Annotated in this window: 19 protein-coding genes; 5 read left to right on the top strand and 14 right to left on the bottom strand. The window is 61.4% G+C overall.

Annotation, left to right across the window (positions count from 1 at the left end; genetic code table 11):
* Positions 1-63: 63 nt before the first annotated feature.
* On the top strand, positions 64-570 hold the full coding sequence (locus RHEC894_RS05835; protein WP_085738869.1) for a MarR family transcriptional regulator: 507 nt from the start codon (positions 64-66) through the stop codon (positions 568-570).
* A 186-nt stretch (positions 571-756) separates the two neighbouring features.
* On the opposite strand, the gene RHEC894_RS05830 is transcribed toward RHEC894_RS05835, so the two are convergent.
* On the bottom strand, positions 757-1,179 hold the full coding sequence (locus RHEC894_RS05830; protein WP_010065781.1) for an organic hydroperoxide resistance protein: 423 nt from the start codon (positions 1,177-1,179) through the stop codon (positions 757-759).
* Positions 1,180-1,304: 125 nt separating this feature from the next.
* On the opposite strand from RHEC894_RS05830, the gene RHEC894_RS05825 reads away from it, so the two are divergent.
* Positions 1,305-1,793, top strand: a complete 489-nt coding sequence (locus tag RHEC894_RS05825) for a MarR family transcriptional regulator (RefSeq protein WP_085738868.1) — start codon at positions 1,305-1,307, stop codon at positions 1,791-1,793.
* Between the two features lie 42 nt (positions 1,794-1,835).
* On the opposite strand, the gene RHEC894_RS05820 is transcribed toward RHEC894_RS05825, so the two are convergent.
* From RHEC894_RS05820 to RHEC894_RS05790, 7 genes are all read right to left on the bottom strand, one after another.
* Positions 1,836-2,069 (bottom strand): hypothetical protein, encoded by a 234-nt coding sequence (locus tag RHEC894_RS05820; protein WP_010068539.1) that lies wholly within the window; start codon positions 2,067-2,069, stop codon positions 1,836-1,838.
* An 86-nt stretch (positions 2,070-2,155) separates the two neighbouring features.
* Complete coding sequence (rpsU, locus tag RHEC894_RS05815) at positions 2,156-2,392, bottom strand: 30S ribosomal protein S21 (protein WP_003569533.1); 237 nt, start codon at positions 2,390-2,392, stop codon at positions 2,156-2,158.
* A gap of 55 nt (positions 2,393-2,447) precedes the next feature.
* The gene (locus RHEC894_RS05810) at positions 2,448-2,732 is read right to left on the bottom strand and encodes a hypothetical protein (RefSeq protein ID WP_010068540.1); all 285 of its coding nucleotides are present in this window, start codon (positions 2,730-2,732) and stop codon (positions 2,448-2,450) included.
* A 212-nt stretch (positions 2,733-2,944) separates the two neighbouring features.
* Positions 2,945-3,154: a cold-shock protein gene (locus RHEC894_RS05805; protein WP_010068541.1), complete on the bottom strand. Its 210-nt coding sequence runs from the start codon at positions 3,152-3,154 to the stop codon at positions 2,945-2,947.
* A 269-nt stretch (positions 3,155-3,423) separates the two neighbouring features.
* On the bottom strand, positions 3,424-4,158 hold the full coding sequence (locus tag RHEC894_RS05800; RefSeq protein ID WP_085736591.1) for a L,D-transpeptidase: 735 nt from the start codon (positions 4,156-4,158) through the stop codon (positions 3,424-3,426).
* 138 nt (positions 4,159-4,296) lie between these two features.
* Positions 4,297-5,103 carry a L,D-transpeptidase gene (locus RHEC894_RS05795; protein ID WP_085736590.1) on the bottom strand — a complete coding sequence of 269 codons (807 nt, stop codon included), beginning with the start codon at positions 5,101-5,103 and terminating at the stop codon, positions 4,297-4,299.
* A gap of 150 nt (positions 5,104-5,253) precedes the next feature.
* Complete coding sequence (locus tag RHEC894_RS05790) at positions 5,254-6,174, bottom strand: alpha/beta fold hydrolase (protein WP_085736589.1); 921 nt, start codon at positions 6,172-6,174, stop codon at positions 5,254-5,256.
* 165 nt (positions 6,175-6,339) lie between these two features.
* Here RHEC894_RS05790 and RHEC894_RS05785 point away from each other — a divergent pair, with 165 nt between their 5' ends.
* On the top strand, positions 6,340-6,915 hold the full coding sequence (locus tag RHEC894_RS05785; protein WP_010066997.1) for a nucleotidyltransferase family protein: 576 nt from the start codon (positions 6,340-6,342) through the stop codon (positions 6,913-6,915).
* On the opposite strand, the gene RHEC894_RS05780 is transcribed toward RHEC894_RS05785, so the two are convergent.
* The 5 genes from RHEC894_RS05780 to RHEC894_RS05755 all read right to left on the bottom strand — a co-directional run bounded on the left by RHEC894_RS05780 (position 6,896) and on the right by RHEC894_RS05755 (position 13,086).
* Positions 6,896-8,539: a cisplatin damage response ATP-dependent DNA ligase gene (locus tag RHEC894_RS05780; protein ID WP_085736588.1), complete on the bottom strand. Its 1,644-nt coding sequence runs from the start codon at positions 8,537-8,539 to the stop codon at positions 6,896-6,898. The genes RHEC894_RS05785 and RHEC894_RS05780 overlap by 20 nt on opposite strands.
* 270 nt (positions 8,540-8,809) lie before the next feature.
* A complete protein-coding gene (locus RHEC894_RS05770; protein ID WP_085736586.1) occupies positions 8,810-9,820 on the bottom strand; it encodes a ligase-associated DNA damage response exonuclease in 1,011 nt (336 codons plus the stop codon).
* Between the two features lie 183 nt (positions 9,821-10,003).
* The gene (locus RHEC894_RS05765) at positions 10,004-11,362 is read right to left on the bottom strand and encodes a tetratricopeptide repeat protein (protein WP_085736585.1); all 1,359 of its coding nucleotides are present in this window, start codon (positions 11,360-11,362) and stop codon (positions 10,004-10,006) included.
* A 213-nt stretch (positions 11,363-11,575) separates the two neighbouring features.
* Positions 11,576-12,406 carry an alpha/beta hydrolase gene (locus RHEC894_RS05760; RefSeq protein ID WP_085736584.1) on the bottom strand — a complete coding sequence of 277 codons (831 nt, stop codon included), beginning with the start codon at positions 12,404-12,406 and terminating at the stop codon, positions 11,576-11,578.
* Positions 12,407-12,435: 29 nt separating this feature from the next.
* The gene (locus RHEC894_RS05755; RefSeq protein WP_085736583.1) at positions 12,436-13,086 is read right to left on the bottom strand and encodes a glutathione S-transferase family protein; all 651 of its coding nucleotides are present in this window, start codon (positions 13,084-13,086) and stop codon (positions 12,436-12,438) included.
* Positions 13,087-13,277: 191 nt separating this feature from the next.
* On the opposite strand from RHEC894_RS05755, the gene RHEC894_RS05750 reads away from it, so the two are divergent.
* A complete protein-coding gene (locus RHEC894_RS05750; RefSeq protein ID WP_085736582.1) occupies positions 13,278-14,249 on the top strand; it encodes a glycerophosphodiester phosphodiesterase family protein in 972 nt (323 codons plus the stop codon).
* A 40-nt stretch (positions 14,250-14,289) separates the two neighbouring features.
* On the opposite strand, the gene RHEC894_RS05745 is transcribed toward RHEC894_RS05750, so the two are convergent.
* Positions 14,290-16,158: a diguanylate cyclase gene (locus RHEC894_RS05745; protein WP_085736581.1), complete on the bottom strand. Its 1,869-nt coding sequence runs from the start codon at positions 16,156-16,158 to the stop codon at positions 14,290-14,292.
* A gap of 528 nt (positions 16,159-16,686) precedes the next feature.
* On the opposite strand from RHEC894_RS05745, the gene RHEC894_RS05740 reads away from it, so the two are divergent.
* Entirely contained in the window at positions 16,687-17,409 is a 723-nt protein-coding gene (locus RHEC894_RS05740; protein WP_010063632.1) for a LuxR family transcriptional regulator, read from the top strand.

Below are 17,409 nucleotides of genomic sequence, written 5' to 3'. Positions count from 1 at the left end.
GCCGGCGAGCCGGCCCATCTCCTTCTCCTTGACTAAAAAGATTGATATCAATATAAAATGGTCATGTCAAATTCGGTTGAAATTCCTTTCTCTACAACACTGCTGGTGCGCGACACCTGCCTCTGCCTGCATGCGCAGCGAGCGGCGCGGGCACTCGCCCGCCTGTTCGACGACGCATTGCGGCCCGCGGGACTGACCAACGGCCAGTTTTCGCTGATGATGTCGCTGAACCGGCCGGAACCGCCGCCGATGGGGCCGGTTGCCTCCCTGCTCGCCATGGACCAGACGACCCTGACGGCGGCGCTGAAGCCGCTGCAGCGCAAAGGCTGGGTGAGCGTGATGGAAAATCCGAAGGACCGGCGCGGCCGGCTGCTTGCCCTCACTGGCGAAGGCAAGGCGGTGCTCGCAAGAGCGCTGCCGATCTGGAAAGAGACGCATGCGGCGCTCGACCAAAAGCTCCCGGATGGAAGTTCCGCGCGGCTGCGGCAGGATCTGCAGGCGGCGTCAGGGATGACGGACGAGACGGTGAAACCGGCCGGGCCGCGAAGCGAACGGGCGATGGGCGCTTAGGGCGAGCCGAACGTCAACTTGGACCTTCGAGAAATCACGTCGTTCACGCCATGCAACCGGAGTGGGTGCTCGGGTCAAGCCCGAGCACGACGGAGGTTGAGGAGCAGGACGTTCATGTCAGCAAGAAAAGCGACGGCCCCGACCGAAGCAAAAGGCCATCGCCCTCAGTTTTGCTGAGCGCGCCGATCAGGCGACCGTGACCGGAACTTCGGTCGAGGTGCGCATGGCGTGGCTGTAGGGGCAGACGATGTGGGCGGCGGCAGCAAGCTTTTCGGCGGTCTCACGGTCGAGACCGGGGATGTCGACCGTCAGCGCCACTTCGATGCCGAAGCCGGTGCCATCTTCGCGCGGGCCGATGCCGACCTTGGCGGAGACCGTCGTGTCCTCCGGAATCTTGACCTTCTGCTGGCCTGCGACAAATTTCAGGGCACCGAGGAAGCAGGCGGAGTAGCCGGCGGCAAAGAGCTGTTCGGGATTGGTGCCGGTCGCGCCGTCGCCGCCGAGTTCCTTGGGAACGGTCAGCGTCACGTCCAGAACGCCGTTTTCGGAAACGGCGCGGCCTGCGCGGCCGCCGGTGGCAGAGGCTTTGGTCGTATAGAGAATAGGCATGACGATCTCCTTTGGTTGGCCCTTCGATCGGGTTGGATTTTTACTATCGCACAATTAAATTGTACGCAAGTGAATTTTGCAAATTGCATTTCGATGGCGAAAAGCAGACAATCGCAGCCGCAGGGATGGTGGATATGAAAGCGCAAACGGTAAAGACAATGGAGATACCGCAGGAGGAGAAACGACTGGAAAAACAGTTGTGCTTCGCGGTCTACGCGACGGCGCATGCCTTCACCCGCGCCTATAAGCCGATCCTCGACAGGGTGGGCCTCACCTACCCGCAATATCTGGTGATGCTGGTGCTGTGGGAACGCGGCGAACTGCCGGTGAAGACGATCGGCGAGCAGCTCGATCTCGATTCCGGCACGCTGTCGCCGCTGCTGAAACGGCTGGAGCAGAGCGGGCTGATCAAACGCCTGCGCGACCAGCGCGACGAACGGCAGGTCATCGTGTCGCTGAGCCCGAGAGGTGAGGCGATGAAAGAGGAGATCGACACGATCATGACGGCGATCGGGCAAGCGGCCGGCTGCACGCTTGAGGAAATGGCTGCGATGCGCGACATGCTGCATCGGCTGCGGGGCAATCTCGGCCGGGCCGGCACGGATGGCGGCTGACCGCATCCGCCCGGTTAGCCTAAAACGATGTAGGCCTGATGATCAGGGCCGCTTCATAGCCGCCTTGGCCGGCGACCGGCCTTTCTTGGCGGGCGCCGCTTCGGATTCGGCCTCGGCCGCCTGCTGCAGACGCAGAGCCTTCAGCTTTTCCGTCTTCTTGTCACGAGCCGACGCCTCGGCCGCGATGATAGCGCGCGCCGTGTGATCGGTCGCTTCCGCCTTTTCGCGAGACGAAAGCTTGGCGGGATTGAAGAATTCTCCCTTGGTGGCGGTCATGTGCCCCTTTCTCAGGTGATGACGGAGGCTTTAGCCATGGCTAACAGCCGCGATGCCGCGGTTGGCCGCGATGCCGCGGCCGGGGATTAGCGGGCGCGGAGTACCTTCTTCGGCGCCGGCAGCAGACCTTCACGCTGCAGCTTCTTGCGGGCAAGCTTGCGCTGGCGGCGAATGGCCTCGGCCTTTTCGCGGGCGCGCTTCTCGGACGGCTTTTCGAAAGCGCTGCGCGCCTTCATTTCCCGGAACAGGCCTTCCCGCTGCATCTTCTTCTTGAGCACGCGGAGCGCCTGATCGACGTTGTTATCCCTGACGAGAACCTGCAAAACGATATCCTTCCTGTCGGCGGCCGGGCCGCGCTGTGAGAGTAAAGACGGCGGACTACTTGCCCGTCCGGATGCTCGAAAACTTCAGCCAAGGCTCGGCGCCATCAGACTTGGCCGCCGCCTCGGGGGAAGCCCTGGAGGGCGATTCCCCGGTATCAATGTCGGCCTCGGTGATGCGACGCTCGAAATTCTCCGCGTCGAACCGGACGCGATATTGCACATGCCCGTGGTCGTTGGGCAGTATGCTGGCGATCCGGCACCGCTTATCGGCTTTCGCCGTACGGGTGAGGCCGGATTTCAGCACGATCATATCGCCGATTTGATAGTTTGGTCTGCCCATTTCAGCGCCCCTTCAACTCTTCGGCTGCTCAACCGGTCAATCAGAATAACCGCGGTCAATTCGGATATACCGGCGATGAAAGCAAAAAGGCCGGGTTGGCACCCGACCTCTTCCAGTCACTCAGCCATTTCTCCGCCAGTCGGTCAGCTCACTGCCAGTACATCCGTGGTCAGCGCGCTGCCAGCATCTGGACAGCATAGGCGAATGACAAATCATGCGGCCTGAAGGTTGTCGGCCGAATTCTTGCCCGACCGCTTGTCGCGGACGAGATCGTAGCGGATCTTCTGGCCTTCAACGAGTTCGCGCATGCCGGCGCGTTCGACCGCTGAAATGTGGACAAAAACATCCGTAGAACCATCATCGGGCTGAATAAAGCCAAAACCCTTGGTGCCATTGAACCACTTGACGACGCCTGAATTCATAACGATCTCCTTTTCAACCGTTGTGTTCGCCTGCGGAAGAATGTCCGACAAGCCGTATCGATGTTGAGAGGATATCTGACGGAGCGCTTCAGCGCATGGACAAAGGTCGCAAGCAATTCGATATGCACCATGTAGGTTATTTACCGAATTAAGCAATGGTTTTCTGAAAATAAAACTTTTCCGGGCGTCGGAAACGGCGAGTTTTTACCCCTGAACCGCCGCTTAGACCGAGCAAGATCGGGCGGCCGGATTGCGGCCGCCCGCTTACATCACTGCAAGACGACGATCGGTGCCTTTGTCGGCACGCGGTCGTAGAGATCGATGATGTCCTGGTTCATCAGCCTGACGCAACCAGAGGAGACGGCCTTGCCGATCGAGCGCCAGTCGGGATTGCCGTGCAGGCGGTAGAGCGTGTCTTCTCCATTCGAGAAGATATAGAGCGCGCGGGCGCCGAGCGGGTTTTTCAGGCCCGGCTCCATGCCGCCGTTGTCGATCGAATATTTGACCAGTTCCGGCTGGCGGGCGACCATCTCGTTCGGCGGCTTCCAGCGCGGCCATTTCTGCCGCCACTGGATGACGCCCGATCCCTGCCAGGCGAAACCTTCCCGGCCGATGCCGACGCCGTAGCGCATCGCCATGCCATCGCCCTGGACGAGATAGAGGAAGCGCGACGGCGTATCGACGACAATGGTGCCGGGCGGCTGGCCGGTGGGGTCGACGACGCGCTGGCGATAATAGCGCGGGTCGATCTGCTCGTAGGGCACGGCGGGAATGAGGAAGCCGCCATCCTCGACCGGGCCGTACATGACGGCAAGCTCGGCCCCGCTCGGCACGCTCGATGCAGCCGGGGATTGAAACAGGCGCATCGGCGAACGGTAGATGATCGTCGTATCGCCCGATGTGACCGTATTGGCCGAGGAGGCGCAGCCGGTAAGCGCTGAGGCTGCGGTCAACGCCGAAAAGGAAAGAAAGCTGCGGCGGGAAAGATGTCTATCGAAGCTCATGACGCGGGACTGATTTCCTCTGATGCGGAATCCGGAATGACAACATCAGAAGATCTATCGGCTTGCGCCAAATAAACCATAGCTTCACGCAGACGTGTCCAACCTTGAGCAGACGATATCAGCGGCGCTGTTGCAGCGCTACATCACAACGATCTCGGCCTTGGCGGGAAGGCGATCGTAGAGATCGACGACATCCTGGTTCAGCATGCGCACGCAGCCTGACGAGGTGGCCTTGCCGATCGACTGCCAGTCGGGCGTGCCGTGGATGCGATAGAGCGTATCCTGCCCGTCCTTGAAGATATACATGGCGCGGGCGCCGAGCGGGTTCTGGAGCCCAGGATTCATGCCACCGTTTTCGGCCGAAAAGGCACGGACATCGGGCTGGCGCGAGACCATTTCGACCGGCGGCGTCCAGCGCGGCCATTTCTGCTTCCACTGGATGACGCCGCGGCCCGACCAGGCGTAGCCCTCGCGGCCGAGACCGACGCCGTAACGCATCGCCTTGCCGCCTGCCTCGACGAAATAGAGGAAATGCGCCTTGGTATCGACGATCACGGTGCCCGGACGTTCGGTCGTCTGGTAATCGACCTCCTGGCGCAGGAACTGCGGCTGCACCCGGCTGATCGGGATCGCCGGCAGGGTGAAATCCTGATCGCGCAACTCGCCATACATTGCCATATGCACCGGATTGCTGACCGGCAGGCCGTAGGTCTGATGGAACTGGGTCTTGTAGAGTTCGCGCGTCTGCGGCACCGGCTGATCGGGGATCGGCCGCACCCGGCGCGGATCGACGCCGGGCGGCTGATAGAAGACCGGCGAGGTTTCCTGGACGAAGCGGGCGGGCGAATCGGCGGCGACATCGGGAATGAGGATGTTGCAGCCGGCGAGCGGCGCAACCGCAATCACGAGCCCGGCAAGCGGGGAGACCCGGCGCAGAAAATTCATGGAACCACCCCTATCAACGATCGGCGAGACAACGATATCTGCCGGGAGGATGGCATCTGCGGCTGGCGCGAGGCTGGCGTTGAGGCGGGAAACTAAAAAACGGGAAACTATGAAGCCGCTGTCGACAACGGCTTCATAGTCCGCGCAAAATCAGGCCGCCACCCCGTGGAAGAAGCGGATGCTCTGTTCGATCTCGGCCGGCAGCGCCGAGGTGTGATTGCCGGCGACAGTGTCGGTCTCGATGTGGATGCCGGCGGCGCGGGCGCGGCGGGCAAGCAGATCGGCGCGATCGTTGAAATGGGCCTCTTCGGTGCCGTGGACGACACGGATCGGGCACTTAAAGCTCTGGGCATAACACAGCGCCGAACGCACCTCGAATTCATGCGTGTTGCTGTCGTCGAAGCGGATATCCTGGGGATAGCGGCTGAAGAAGCGGAAGGCGTTGGGATTGCCCGATATCGGCGCGGCGGCGCGGAATTTATGGGTGCTCATCGCCGTCAGCATGGTCAGCGTGCCGCCAATGCTGTGGCCGGCGATGAAGAGCCGGCCGGAATCGACGCCCGGCAGGTGCGCCAGGCGCTCGGTGGCCGCAAGCACATCGTCGACCTCGTCATAGAAGCCGGAGAAATTGCCCATCTGGCCGTTCTCCCCGCGCAGCGACGGCATCATCACGACGTAGCCGGCATCCATATAGGGCTTCATCAACTGCCAGTGGCCGATGCCCATGGCGTTGCCGCCGTGCAGGAAGAGCACGGCCGGTTTGGCAGTGCGCTCGCGCTTGTACTTGGAAACCCAGGCGGCCAACTCCAGCTCGCCGTAACCGGAGCGGTAAAAGATCTTGTCGGCATCGGCAGGCGCTGTCAGCGATTCGTATTTGTCCGGCGCCGGGCCCTTCTGCAGCAGCTTCGTGCGGAAGTGGCTGCGGACCTTGGCGTAATCGTGCGTGGCAAGCCGCGGCTCGTCCGGGACATCGAAGGCCGCCGCCATTTGCGGCAGCACCAATGCACCGGCAAGACCCGCCAGCACGGCGCGGCGTTGGCGGAAAAAGGAATTTCGTTCATGCGAGCTCATAACGCAGCACCCAAATCATCTCCCCGACATGCCAGATTTGCACCGGAAAACCGGTGCCGCCAATACACATGATGTTGAAAATATTGCCCTGCGTCACTGTTGCGCAGGTTGCCAGGCAAAGCGGATCGCGACAGTCTCCGCGTTGGATAGCGAAATGAGGGATCGATGCCGAAGCCGCGGATGGAACTCCAGGCAATCATTTCAAAGAGTCCGCTTCTCCGGACGGTTCTCGATCGCTGGGACCGTATCGCCTTGCCCGATGTGCGCCTGGTCGCCGGCGCGCTCGCCCAGACCGTCTGGAACCATGCCTTCGGCTTTGCCCACGATCATGGCATCAACGATATCGATATTGTTTATTTCGATGACAATGATCTGTCGGAAAGCACCGAAGCGGACCACTCAGCCCGTATCCGGGGCTTGTTCCGCGACCTGCCTGTCTGGATAGATGTGAAGAACCAGGCCAGAGTTCATGTTTGGTACAAGGAAAAATTCGGCTATTCGATAGCGCCCTACACATCCACGCAGGATGCGATCACGACCTTCCCGACGACGGCTGCGGCCGTCGGCATTCGCCCCGTGGGCAATGAGCTGGATCTATGCGCGCCTTACGGATTGTCCGACCTGTTGGCGCCGCTCGTGCGCGCCAACAAGAAACAGATCACCCGGGAGGTTTACGAAAAGAAGATTGCGCGGTGGAGCACGCTGTGGCCGGATCTCGAGATCATCGCCTGGGATCGATAGGCGCGGGCTTGGCGTCGATCATGGCGATCAGCGTGCGCAGCCGGTCGGCCTCGTAGGAGGGTTTGTCGGGGCGAAGGCGGGCAATGCGGGGGAAACGCATGGCGACACCCGATTTATGCCGGGTCGAGCGGTTGATGCCTTCGAAGGCCACTTCGACGACGAAGCCGAAATCCTTGTCGGCGCGCACGGCCCTGACGGGACCGAAACGCTCGGTGGTATTGTTGCGCACGAACTTGTCGAGCACTTCGAGTTCGGCATCGGTGAAACCGAAATAGGCCTTTCCCACAGGTACCAGCTGTTCGCCGTCCTCGTCATCGGCCCAGACGCCGAAGGTGAAATCGGAATAGTAGCTGGAGCGCTTGCCGTGGCCGCGCTGGGCATACATCAGCACCGCATCGACATTATAGGGGTTTCGCTTCCACTTGAACCAGGGGCCCTTCATGCGGCCGGCCTGATAAACGCTGTCGCGGCGCTTGATCATCACGCCCTCGATGACGGGATCCGGCGGGGCGGCGCGCAAAGCGTCGAGTTCGTCCCAGGACGAAAATGGCACGAGCGGCGAGAGATCGAAACGATCATGCGGCGTGCGGTCGATGATCTCGGCGAGACGGTCGCGGCGATCGACATAGGCGCGGCCGCGAACATCCTCCTCGCCGTCAAACAGCAGATCATAGCTGCGGATGAAGGCGGGGTAGTCGGCCAGCATTTTCGGCGTCACCGTCTTGCGGTTCAGGCGCTGCTGCAGGTCGGAGAAGGTGCGGGTCGGGCTGTTGGAACGGGCGGTGCCGCCGACCAGCAGCTCGCCGTCGACAACGCCGGAAAAACTGATCGCATCGAGGACATCGGGAAAGGCGCCCGAAATATCGTCACCGGAGCGGGAATAGATCTTGCGCCTGTCGCCGGAGCGGGAGAGCTGGACGCGGATGCCGTCCCATTTCCATTCGGCGGCGTAATCGGCGACATCGAGACCGGCAAGATCCCCTTCCTCCACCGCATTGGCGAGCATGACGGAATGGAAGATCGCCGGTGTTGCGAGCACCGGTTTCTCGCCGCCGCCGGCCAGCCATTCGAACAGCGCCTCATAGGGCGGCTGCAACCCGTGCCAGAGGGTCTCGATCTCGGTGACGTCCTTGTGACCGAGATCGGCCAGCGCCTGTTTGGCGAGGCGGGCGGAAACGCCGATGCGCATGGCGCCGGTCGCCAGCTTGATGAAGGCGAACCGGCCGGAAGCGTCCAGCCGGTCGAGCAGGTCGCGGACGTAGCCGCGCACCTCGGTGCGGCCGAGCGCATTCATGCCGGTGACGACCTCGCCGAGATGCGGCTGGGCCAGGGCCGAGCGGTCGATATCCCGCTCATTGTCCCAGACCAGCGAGATGGTTTCGGCAAGATCGCCGACATAATCGTAGGAATAGCGGAACAGCACCTCATCCATGCGCTCCAGCACCAGTTCGCGCAGCATGGCGGGCTTGACGTTGCGCACCTCCAGCGTGCCGGCGATGGCGGCAAGGCCGTAGCCACGGTCGGGATCCGGCGTATCGCGGAAATAATCGGTCAGCAGCTTCAGCTTGCCGTTGCGCCCGGGGGTCAGCACCAGGCGATCGAGGAGGTCGGCGAAGGCTTTCATGTCGGCCTCCTTCTGGCATGATGAGGCTCCATAGGAACTCCCTCATTCCTGTGCTTGTCACAGGAATCCAGTGCGCCCAAGTCCTTGGGCGCGGGAGACTCTTTGGTGTTACGTGCCTCATTCACCGCGCCGACGCGCGGTGGCTGGATTCCTGTGACAAGCACAGGAATGAGGGAGTGTGGGGCAGGCGTCGCTGCCACATCCAAAGTGCCGGCGATGGCGGCAAGGTCGAATAGAGAGGGGTTTTCACGCACGACACAACTCATCGCCTCAATCCGCCTCATCCTCATAGCCCACCAGATGCAGCGGTTTGGCCTTGATGCCCTGCAGCTGGCACCAGCGCACCAGCGCCTCCTCGCGGCCGTGGGTCACCCAGACCTCGGCCGGGTGCAGCTCACGAATCGTTTCCGTCAGTTCCGGCCAGTCGCAATGATCTGAGATAACAAGCGGCAGCTCGACGCCGAGCTGTTTGGCGCGCTGGCGCACCATCATCCAGCCGGAGGCGAAGGCCGGCAGCGGCTCGTTGAAGCGCCGCGCCCAGCGGTCGGCGAAGGCCGAGGACGGGCCGACGACGACCGCGCCCTTGAAAGCGGATTTGTCGCGGCTCTCGATCGTCGCCGGCAACAGCTCGCCGAGATCGATACCCTCACCGACATAATAGTCGCAGAGTTTTTCCATGGCGCCGTGAATATAGATCGGTTCGGTGTAACCGGCGTCGCGCAGCAGCCGGATGACGCGCTGGGCCTTGCCCAGCGCATAGGCGCCGACGAGATGGGTGCGCTCGGGAAATTGCCGGAGCGAGGCCAGCAGCTTGGCCGTCTCATCCATCGGATCGGGGTGATGGAAGACCGGCAGGCCGAAGGTCGCCTCGGTGATGAAGACGTCGCAGGGCACCGGCACATAGGCGGCGCAGGTCGGGTCGGGGCGGCGCTTGTAGTCGCCGGAGACGACGATGCGGGTGCCGTTCTTCTCGATGGCGATCTGGGCCGAGCCGAGCACGTGGCCGGCGGGATGAAAGCTCACCTTGACACCGTTGACCAGCAGCTCCTCACCGAAGACGGCAGCCTGCTCGCTAGCGCAGAAGCCGTCGCCGTAACGCAGGCGCATGATGTCGAGCGTCTGGCGGGTGGCGAGCACGTTCACATGGCCCGGCCGGGCGTGATCGGAATGGCCGTGGGTGACGAGTGCCTGCTCAACCGGCCGCACCGGATCGACATAAAAGCCGCCCTCGGGACAATAGAGCCCTTCGGGGGCGGGATAGAGCAGCGCATCAGGTCTCATAGGGCTAGAGATAGCGGGAAATGGACGCGAGGCCAGAGGGTGGGAAGAAGGTCTTATCGAAAGCGTCAGCACGACGCCACACAAGTGCGTCATGACACCGGCCGAGAAAACTGATTCGATCGGGAACGGCCGCCTTTGCCCAAGGCGGCCATGATGATCTTGGCTGCAACGGAAGTCCGCTGCTCAGGCGATGGGCGTCATCAGCAGGCTTGTCCTGTCGTGGCCGACCAGCATGTCCAGCGCGGTACCGGCGCGGACCTCCACCGGCTCCGGGAAGGTGTGAAGAACCTGGAGCCAGCCGCCCTCATGATAGTCGTCGGGGTGGTTGTCGAAAACCACACCCTCGATCAGATCGACCTTCATCCACTGGACGACCCCGACGGCAGTGCCGTTTGCCTGAACCGGCACCGATATCTTGCGCAATGCCGCGGCGTGTTTGCGGGCGGTGAGGTTCACTGCCGCGATTTCGAAATCGTCCGAAAGGCGGGTCCACTCGGTCATCGTGCCGTGAACGGGCAGGCGCAACGGGGCGAGCGCATTGAACTGCGACATGTCGAAGCCGGAGACCTCGCCGACATGGGCATGGTTGGAGAGCGTTTCGCTGGCGACAAGGCAACCCATGGCGGTGGCAGCGCGTGGAATGACGATGGCATCCTCGCGCAGCAGTCGAGCGTGGGCGTCCTCGAAGGTTTTCAGCACGTCTTCGGCCAGGAGATCGCTCGAAAGGATCTCGGAAATCAAGATGTCGGCCCGGGCTTTCAACTCCCTACCGACAGAAAGTCCGGTCGAGGGCTTTTCGAAGATGTCGATCTGTTCGCGATAACCATTGGCGGCGATGATCCTCTCCGCGGCCTGCGCTATAACAGGCACACTCTCGCAGGTGGCGATATTGGTAGCCCCGGCGCGCGCCGCCATCATCGACAGCAGGCCACTGCCCGCGCCGATGTCGAGGATCTGCGCATCGGCTCCACGCAACTCTATGGCACGGCGGATCGCCGTTTCGAAGGCGTCGTTGCGTCTGGTGTCGTTCATCATGGCGATGTGCCAGAAGGGCACGATCGACGAAGAGATGCGTCTTATCTGATGCCAGGCATTGATATTGTCCGGCTGCAGACGCAGAACATGACGGAATTCGGCCAGTGCCTCCGGCTGCCGACCTGAATCGGCCAGTGCGACGGCGAGGTTGTTCCGCACGACAGGATTTTCGGGCGACAGGCCACGCGCCATCTCGTAACAGCCGACCGCTTCCGCTGACCGGCCGAGCTGGCGCAGCAGCGCACCCTTTTCCATGAGGGCGACGAGATGGCCGGGATTGAGGCCGAGCAGCTTGTTCCAATAGTAGAGAGCGGTTTCGGCATCGCCTCTCTTGGCGACGACGCCCGCCAGCAGCGGCAGGATGTCTGTCGTGCGATAGTCCTTATGCAGGACTCTGACATAGGCTTTCTCGGCGTTTTCGAAATCGCCCGACGCCTGAAAACTCATGGCGTCGTTCAGCGATTTGCGTGCGATCGAAATTCTTTCTTCCATATCGATGCTGGTCATTCCGGCTCCCTGGGCCTTCTCAAAACAAGCGGAGGAGCCGCGGACGAGCACAGACCATCGGGCCGCGCAACCTGCCCATGCACAGACTGGCATGAACGGGCGGCGGCTCGAAGGTTTCCGTGAGCGAACGACAAAACGAATCCTTCCCACCGGACCCTACGTTTACCGTTCCAAAAAAGTTACTGAATTCTTAAGAAATTCCGCTGCCGCGGCTCAACGCCGCAAGCCTTCATTTTTTCGTGTGCCGATGCCGTCCAGGAACAGTTCCAGCGCCGCGTTGAACTCGGCCGGCCGCTGCAGCGGGGCAAAATGGCTGACACCTTCGAGATAAATCATCTGCGCGTCCGGAATGCTGCGAGCAAGATATTCGGCATGCTCGGGCTTGATGAATTCGTCATGCTGGCCAAGCACGACCGCCACCGGCACCTTGATCATGGCAAGGTCGGAAGCCTGATAATTCGGCTCCGTCCGCATCATCAGGCTGACCGCTTCGACGAAGGCGTTGAAATCATCCGGCGTTGCCGAGAGGGTGGAATAATCCTTGGCGTGGCGGCTGAAACACCGGTCGATCACCGGGGTCGGATGAAATTCCAACGTGCCGCTCGGATCCATGTTGCAGGCGAAGAAGAAGACGCCCTCGACACGGGACGGCGCTGTCGCGGCAAGGATCAAAGCGATGCAGGCGCCGTCGCTCCAGCCGACGAGTGCTGCCTTTTCAAGAGAGAGCTCGTCCATGACGGCAAGCACGTCGGCCGCCATCAACTCATAGCTATAGGGACGGGCATCGCGGGTGCTTCTTCCATGGCCGCGGCTGTCGATCAGCACGACGCGGCGGCCGCTGCTCAAGAGCGCGGCAAGCTGATACCCCCAGTTGCCGCTGTGGCCGAGGCCGCCATGCAGCAGAATGACCGGAGGGCCGGCGCCGTAGGATGCATACCAAATGCGGGCGCCGTCACGCTCGACATGACCTTCGACGGAAGCCGGCGGCAAGGGTGCAGCGCCCTGCGTCTCGAAACGGATGAGCTCGTCGTCCTGTGGTTCCATGGTGATACCCTCGATTGTTGCGACACGGATCAGCCGGCCGATGCGGCGGTGAAAACCGCCAGCTGGGCAGCAAAGGCACGTTTGTAAGCGGGCCGCGCTTCGCCGCGGGCGAGATAGGCCAAGAGGTTGGGATAGTCGTCCAGTAAAGCAGAGCCCTTCAGCCTGAGCAGCACCGTGACCATTAGAAGGTCGCCGGCGCTGAAGGCGCCGTCAAGCCATTCGGCATCGCCGAGGCGACGGGAAAGATCGGTGAGCCGTTTGCCGATGGTGAGCTCGAGAGAATGCAGGCGCTGCTCGTACCAAGGCTCGTTGCGCTCCAGGATGGCGGCAAGCGCCCGGTCGAAAATCGGCGGCTCCATGGTGTTGAGCGCGGCAAACATCCATGCGATCGCCCGTGCCCGGGCATTCGCACCCTCCGGCAGCAGGCCCGCATGGCGCTCGGCGATATGAAAGACGATCGCGCCGGACTCGAAGAGAGCGAGATCGCCTTCCTCATAGGTCGGAATCTGCCCGAAAGGCTGACGTGAGAGATGCGCGGGCTCCCTCAGCTTCGCGAACGAGACAAGGCGGACCTCGTAAGGCTCGCCGACTTCCTCGAGCGCCCAGCGAACCCGCATGTCACGCGCCAGGCCCCTGCCCCGATCGGGCGAGCGTTCAAAGGCCGTAATGGTAATCGTCATGGCTGTTCTCCACCGCTTATCCGTCTTGAAGACGATCGGCCAAACGAGATTCCGACATCCTGTGTGCGTTCTCCTGCAAAAACCGCGTCGCGTTTTCCCGGACCGGCTCAGAAAAGCCGGAAAACAGCCCAACTACAACCAGAATCGCCTTCTAGCTGTCGCAGTCCTCGATACAATCAGGAGGGGCAATATTGGGCAGGAAGCTTTACTATTGCGCGGCGGCCGCCGTAGTCGCCACGGCCGGCCTCTACCTCAACAATACCAGCCTTCTGGCGGAGCATCGGCCGGGAAAGCCGGTGCTGCTCGCCCATCGCGGCATCGCCCAGCGGTTCGATGAAACCGACCTGAAGAACGACACCTGCACCGCCGCGCGCATGCTGGCGCCGAAACACGATTATCTCGAGAATACCATCCGCTCGATGCGGGCGGGCTTTGCCGGCGGCGCCGATATCGTCGAGATCGACGTACATCCGACGACGGATGGCGAATTCGCCGTCTTTCACGACTGGACGCTCGACTGCCGCACCGACGGACACGGTGTGACGCGCGAACATTCGATGGCCGAGATGCGCAAGCTCGATATCGGCTATGGCTACACCGCCGATGGCGGCAAGACCTTTCCCTTTCGCGGCCGCGGCACCGGCATGATGCCGACGCTGGCGCAAGTGCTGTCGACCTTTCCGGATCGGCGCTTCCTCATCAACGTCAAGAGCCGCGACCCTTCCGAGGGCGAAAAACTTGCCGCCGTGCTCAACGGGCTTTCTGCCGAGCGCCGGGCCGACATCATCGTCTATGGCGGCGATGAGCCGATCGACGCCATCCGCCGCCTGGCGCCCGACATCCGGACTGCTTCGCGCGCGAGCCTGAAGGGCTGCCTGTTCAGCTATATCGGCTATGGATGGATCGGCCTGACGCCGGCGGCCTGCAAGCATCGGATGATGCTGGTGCCGATCAATATCGCGCCATGGCTCTGGGGCTGGCCGGACCGCTTTCTCAACCGGATGGAAGATGCCGGCACCGAAGTCTTCGTGCTCGGCCCCTATCGCGGCAGTGATTTTTCCACCGGTATCGACGATCCCGCTGAACTGGCGCGGCTGCCGAAGAACTATGCGGCGGGCATATGGACGAACGAGATCGAGGCGATCGGCAAGCTTGCGAGATAAGGTTTGCCTGGACGTAAGATCGAGGAGGTGTTCGAGCCGTTCACGCCGCTCTGGCTTGGGCTGCGGCAACCTCGACACGATCGCGGCCATTTTTCTTTGCCGCGTAGAGCGCCTGATCTGCGGCCTCGATCAGCTCTGCCGGCGTCGTAAATCTCTCTGATATGCTCGCCACGCCGATGCTGACCGTCACCGTCCCCTTGCTGCTTTCACGATGCGGGATTGCCCGCCGATGCAATGCCGAGAGCAGCATCCGGGCGAGGCGCAGCGCGCCATCCCTGTCGGTGCCGGGAAGCAGAATGGCGAATTCCTCGCCGCCAAATCGCGCCGCAAGGTCGGACGGCCGCTTGGTGACCGACCCGAGGACCTCGCCGATCGCCTTCAGGCAGTTGTCCCCTTCGAGGTGACCATAGCTGTCATTGTAGGCCTTGAAGTGATCGACGTCGATCAACAGCAGGCTGAGAGCGGAGTCGACACGGCGGGCGCGGGCAAACTCCTCCGCGATCGCCTCGTCGAGGACTCTGCGATTGGCGATGCCGGTCAATGCGTCGGTATCGGCCAGCCCTTTCATCTTCAGGGCGAGCTGCGTCAGCCTTTCTTCGGAATGCTTCATCGCGGTGATGTCGGACACCACCACCAGGGCGGAGCCGTCGGCGGCCAAACGCGTGCGCTGCCTGAGCCAGCGTCCGTCGAACATCGGTATTTCGCTGTCATGGGTGAGGAAAAGCTGCGCTGCCGATGTTTCGATCCAGTCTTCGCCGGCATCCGGGCTCACGTCGATCCGCTCGCCGCTGCGCATGACGGCCTGCAGGATATCGGCAATGTGCGCGCCCGGCTGTCTGGCGTCGGCGGAGCCGGGAAAGGCAGCGCGATATTGATCGTTGCAAAAGACCAGCCGGCCCTCGGGATTGAACATGGCGAGGCCATCGGACATTTCCGTCATCGCCTGGGAAAGCACGTTCTTGCTGTCGACGGCTTCCTGAATGAGGCGTTTTTTCTCGGTGATATCGCGGGTCACGCCCGAAAGGCCGATGAGATCGCCGTGGCGGTTTCGCAACGGCACCTTCGACGTCAGGAACCAGCGTTGCCGGCCGTTCTTTTCGACAAGCGGCTCCTCGAAATCCACCAGCGGTTCCCCGCTCGACATGATCTTCTGTTCGCGGTCGAAGAATGACTGCGCCATTTCGCTGGGATAAAGATCGAAATCGGTCAGGCCGACCATCTCCGAAGACCTGGTGCGGTGGTGATCTCGCGCGACGTTGAGGTTGGTGACGACGAAGCGGCTATTGCGGTCTTTGACATAATGGAAATCAGGCGCCTGGGTCAGTGCGGCCTTCAAGATATCCCGTTCAAGGGTAAAGGCATGGAAATAGGTGATGACGGATGCCGCCGCCAAAGTCGCGGCGAATTTCCCGGCTATTATCGCAAGGCTGAGCGTCGTCACGGGCGGGTTGCCGGTTCGGTGGAGAATGCTCATCGTCAATGTGACGGCAGCCACCGTGACGGCGCAGGCCACGGCCTTTTTGGCATCCGCCGTGCCCCTGCCGAACCGGATGCGGACCGCCAGCCCAAGTGCGGAAACCAGCATGATCGAGATCAACGCCGGTTCGACACCGGCGCCGCCCATGGAAATCCTCTGTGCTGCGGTCAGGGCTCCGGTCACGAGAACCGCCAGCGGGCCGCCGTAGACAGCCGAGACCGCCAGCAAGGTCGAACGGAGATCGAGAAAGTAGCCGCTGCCGACTTCGACCGACAGCAGCATCGACAAGACCGCCCCGAGGCCCATCATCAGGCCGAAACCAAGTTGTGCCTGGACCTCGGTCAGGCGGTAAAGCTTGTAATGCAGGTGCATCCACACCGAAATAACCAGTGAGACCGCGGCCACATTTCCGATCAAGACCTGCCAAGGCACGGCACATTCCCCTAATATTTACAGTACTCAATATAAGTTTGCCGATGAAATCAGATTGGCTGAAGAACGCCGCCGGTCTTGGAGCTATTCGCACCCGGGACCAACCATTGCCGCCCGTTCCTCCTCTTAAACGGTCCCTGAGCGAGTGCTGCCACGATCCCACCACGGGCTTGCGCCGGGCGAGCAATCTGAAGATAAAATCCGGCAAATTCTTTAAGTATCCATTAACCCGGTCATTCACCGATAAGGCCCCTTCCGGCGCATCCGGAAGAAAAGAAATATCTCAATAAAATCAGTATGATATCAGAATCACTGTGAACGCATCGGTCCGGCACGGGATTTTCCCAAGGGGATTTCCCGCACGGGCATCGACGATTTTTTGTCGTCTTTGTGCCGGGAAGCCGGAAAGTGCCTTCACTGTTTGTTAAGGACCTGTTGCCTCATAAGCTTACTTCGCAGCAGCGGCAGGCCTTGTATTTCCCCACCCGGCTGCCAGGGGGCGGATGCGACTGCCGAACGGAGAAAAACATGAAGCTCGCGGCCGAATTCAATCGAATTGAGGAAGTCGCCGCAGGCTTCAACACGCATTACGAAGTGTTCAAATATATGAAAGGTCTGACCCAGGACCTTGGAATGAACGCTTTCCTGTTCATGACGCTGCCCACCGTCGACAATGTTGAAATCGGCGCGACCAAAATCATCACCAACTGGCCGGCGGAAATGGTGGATTATTATGACGCCCATAGTTTGCTGATCGACAGTCCTGTCATCCGCCGGATGCTGAGATCGACCAGCCCGTTCAATTATGATGTCGAAGCGATCAATACCAATCGCGGCGAAGGCAAGAAGTCGACGGTCATTGAGCTGTTTTTCCGATACGGCATGGAGAAAGGCGCCTATTTTCCTGTTCACGATGCCGCCGGCGGACGCGGCGCCATGTCGATTTCGGGACCCCGGAATTTCAGCATGATCGAAATGGCGAAGCTTCTGTTCATCGCCACCCTTATCTATGACCGGCTCTCGCAGCTCACACTGAACGAAAAACACAAGCCCATCGAGTTTACGCCCGGCGAACTGGACTGCCTGAGGCTGACCGCCGGAGGCCGGAAGGGCAGTGAAATTGCCAAGCTTCTCGACCTTACGGAAAATGTGGTGAACAATCACATCGGCAGCGCGATCAAGAAACTCGGATGCACGACAAGAACGCAGGCCGTCGTCAGCGCTCTGCGGCTCAACATCATTCGCGTTTAG

Source organism: Rhizobium sp. CIAT894 (assembly GCF_000172795.2).
Lineage (GTDB): Bacteria > Pseudomonadota > Alphaproteobacteria > Rhizobiales > Rhizobiaceae > Rhizobium.
Note: the sequence above shows the minus strand (reverse complement) of the source record. Positions and strands in the feature narration are given on the sequence as shown.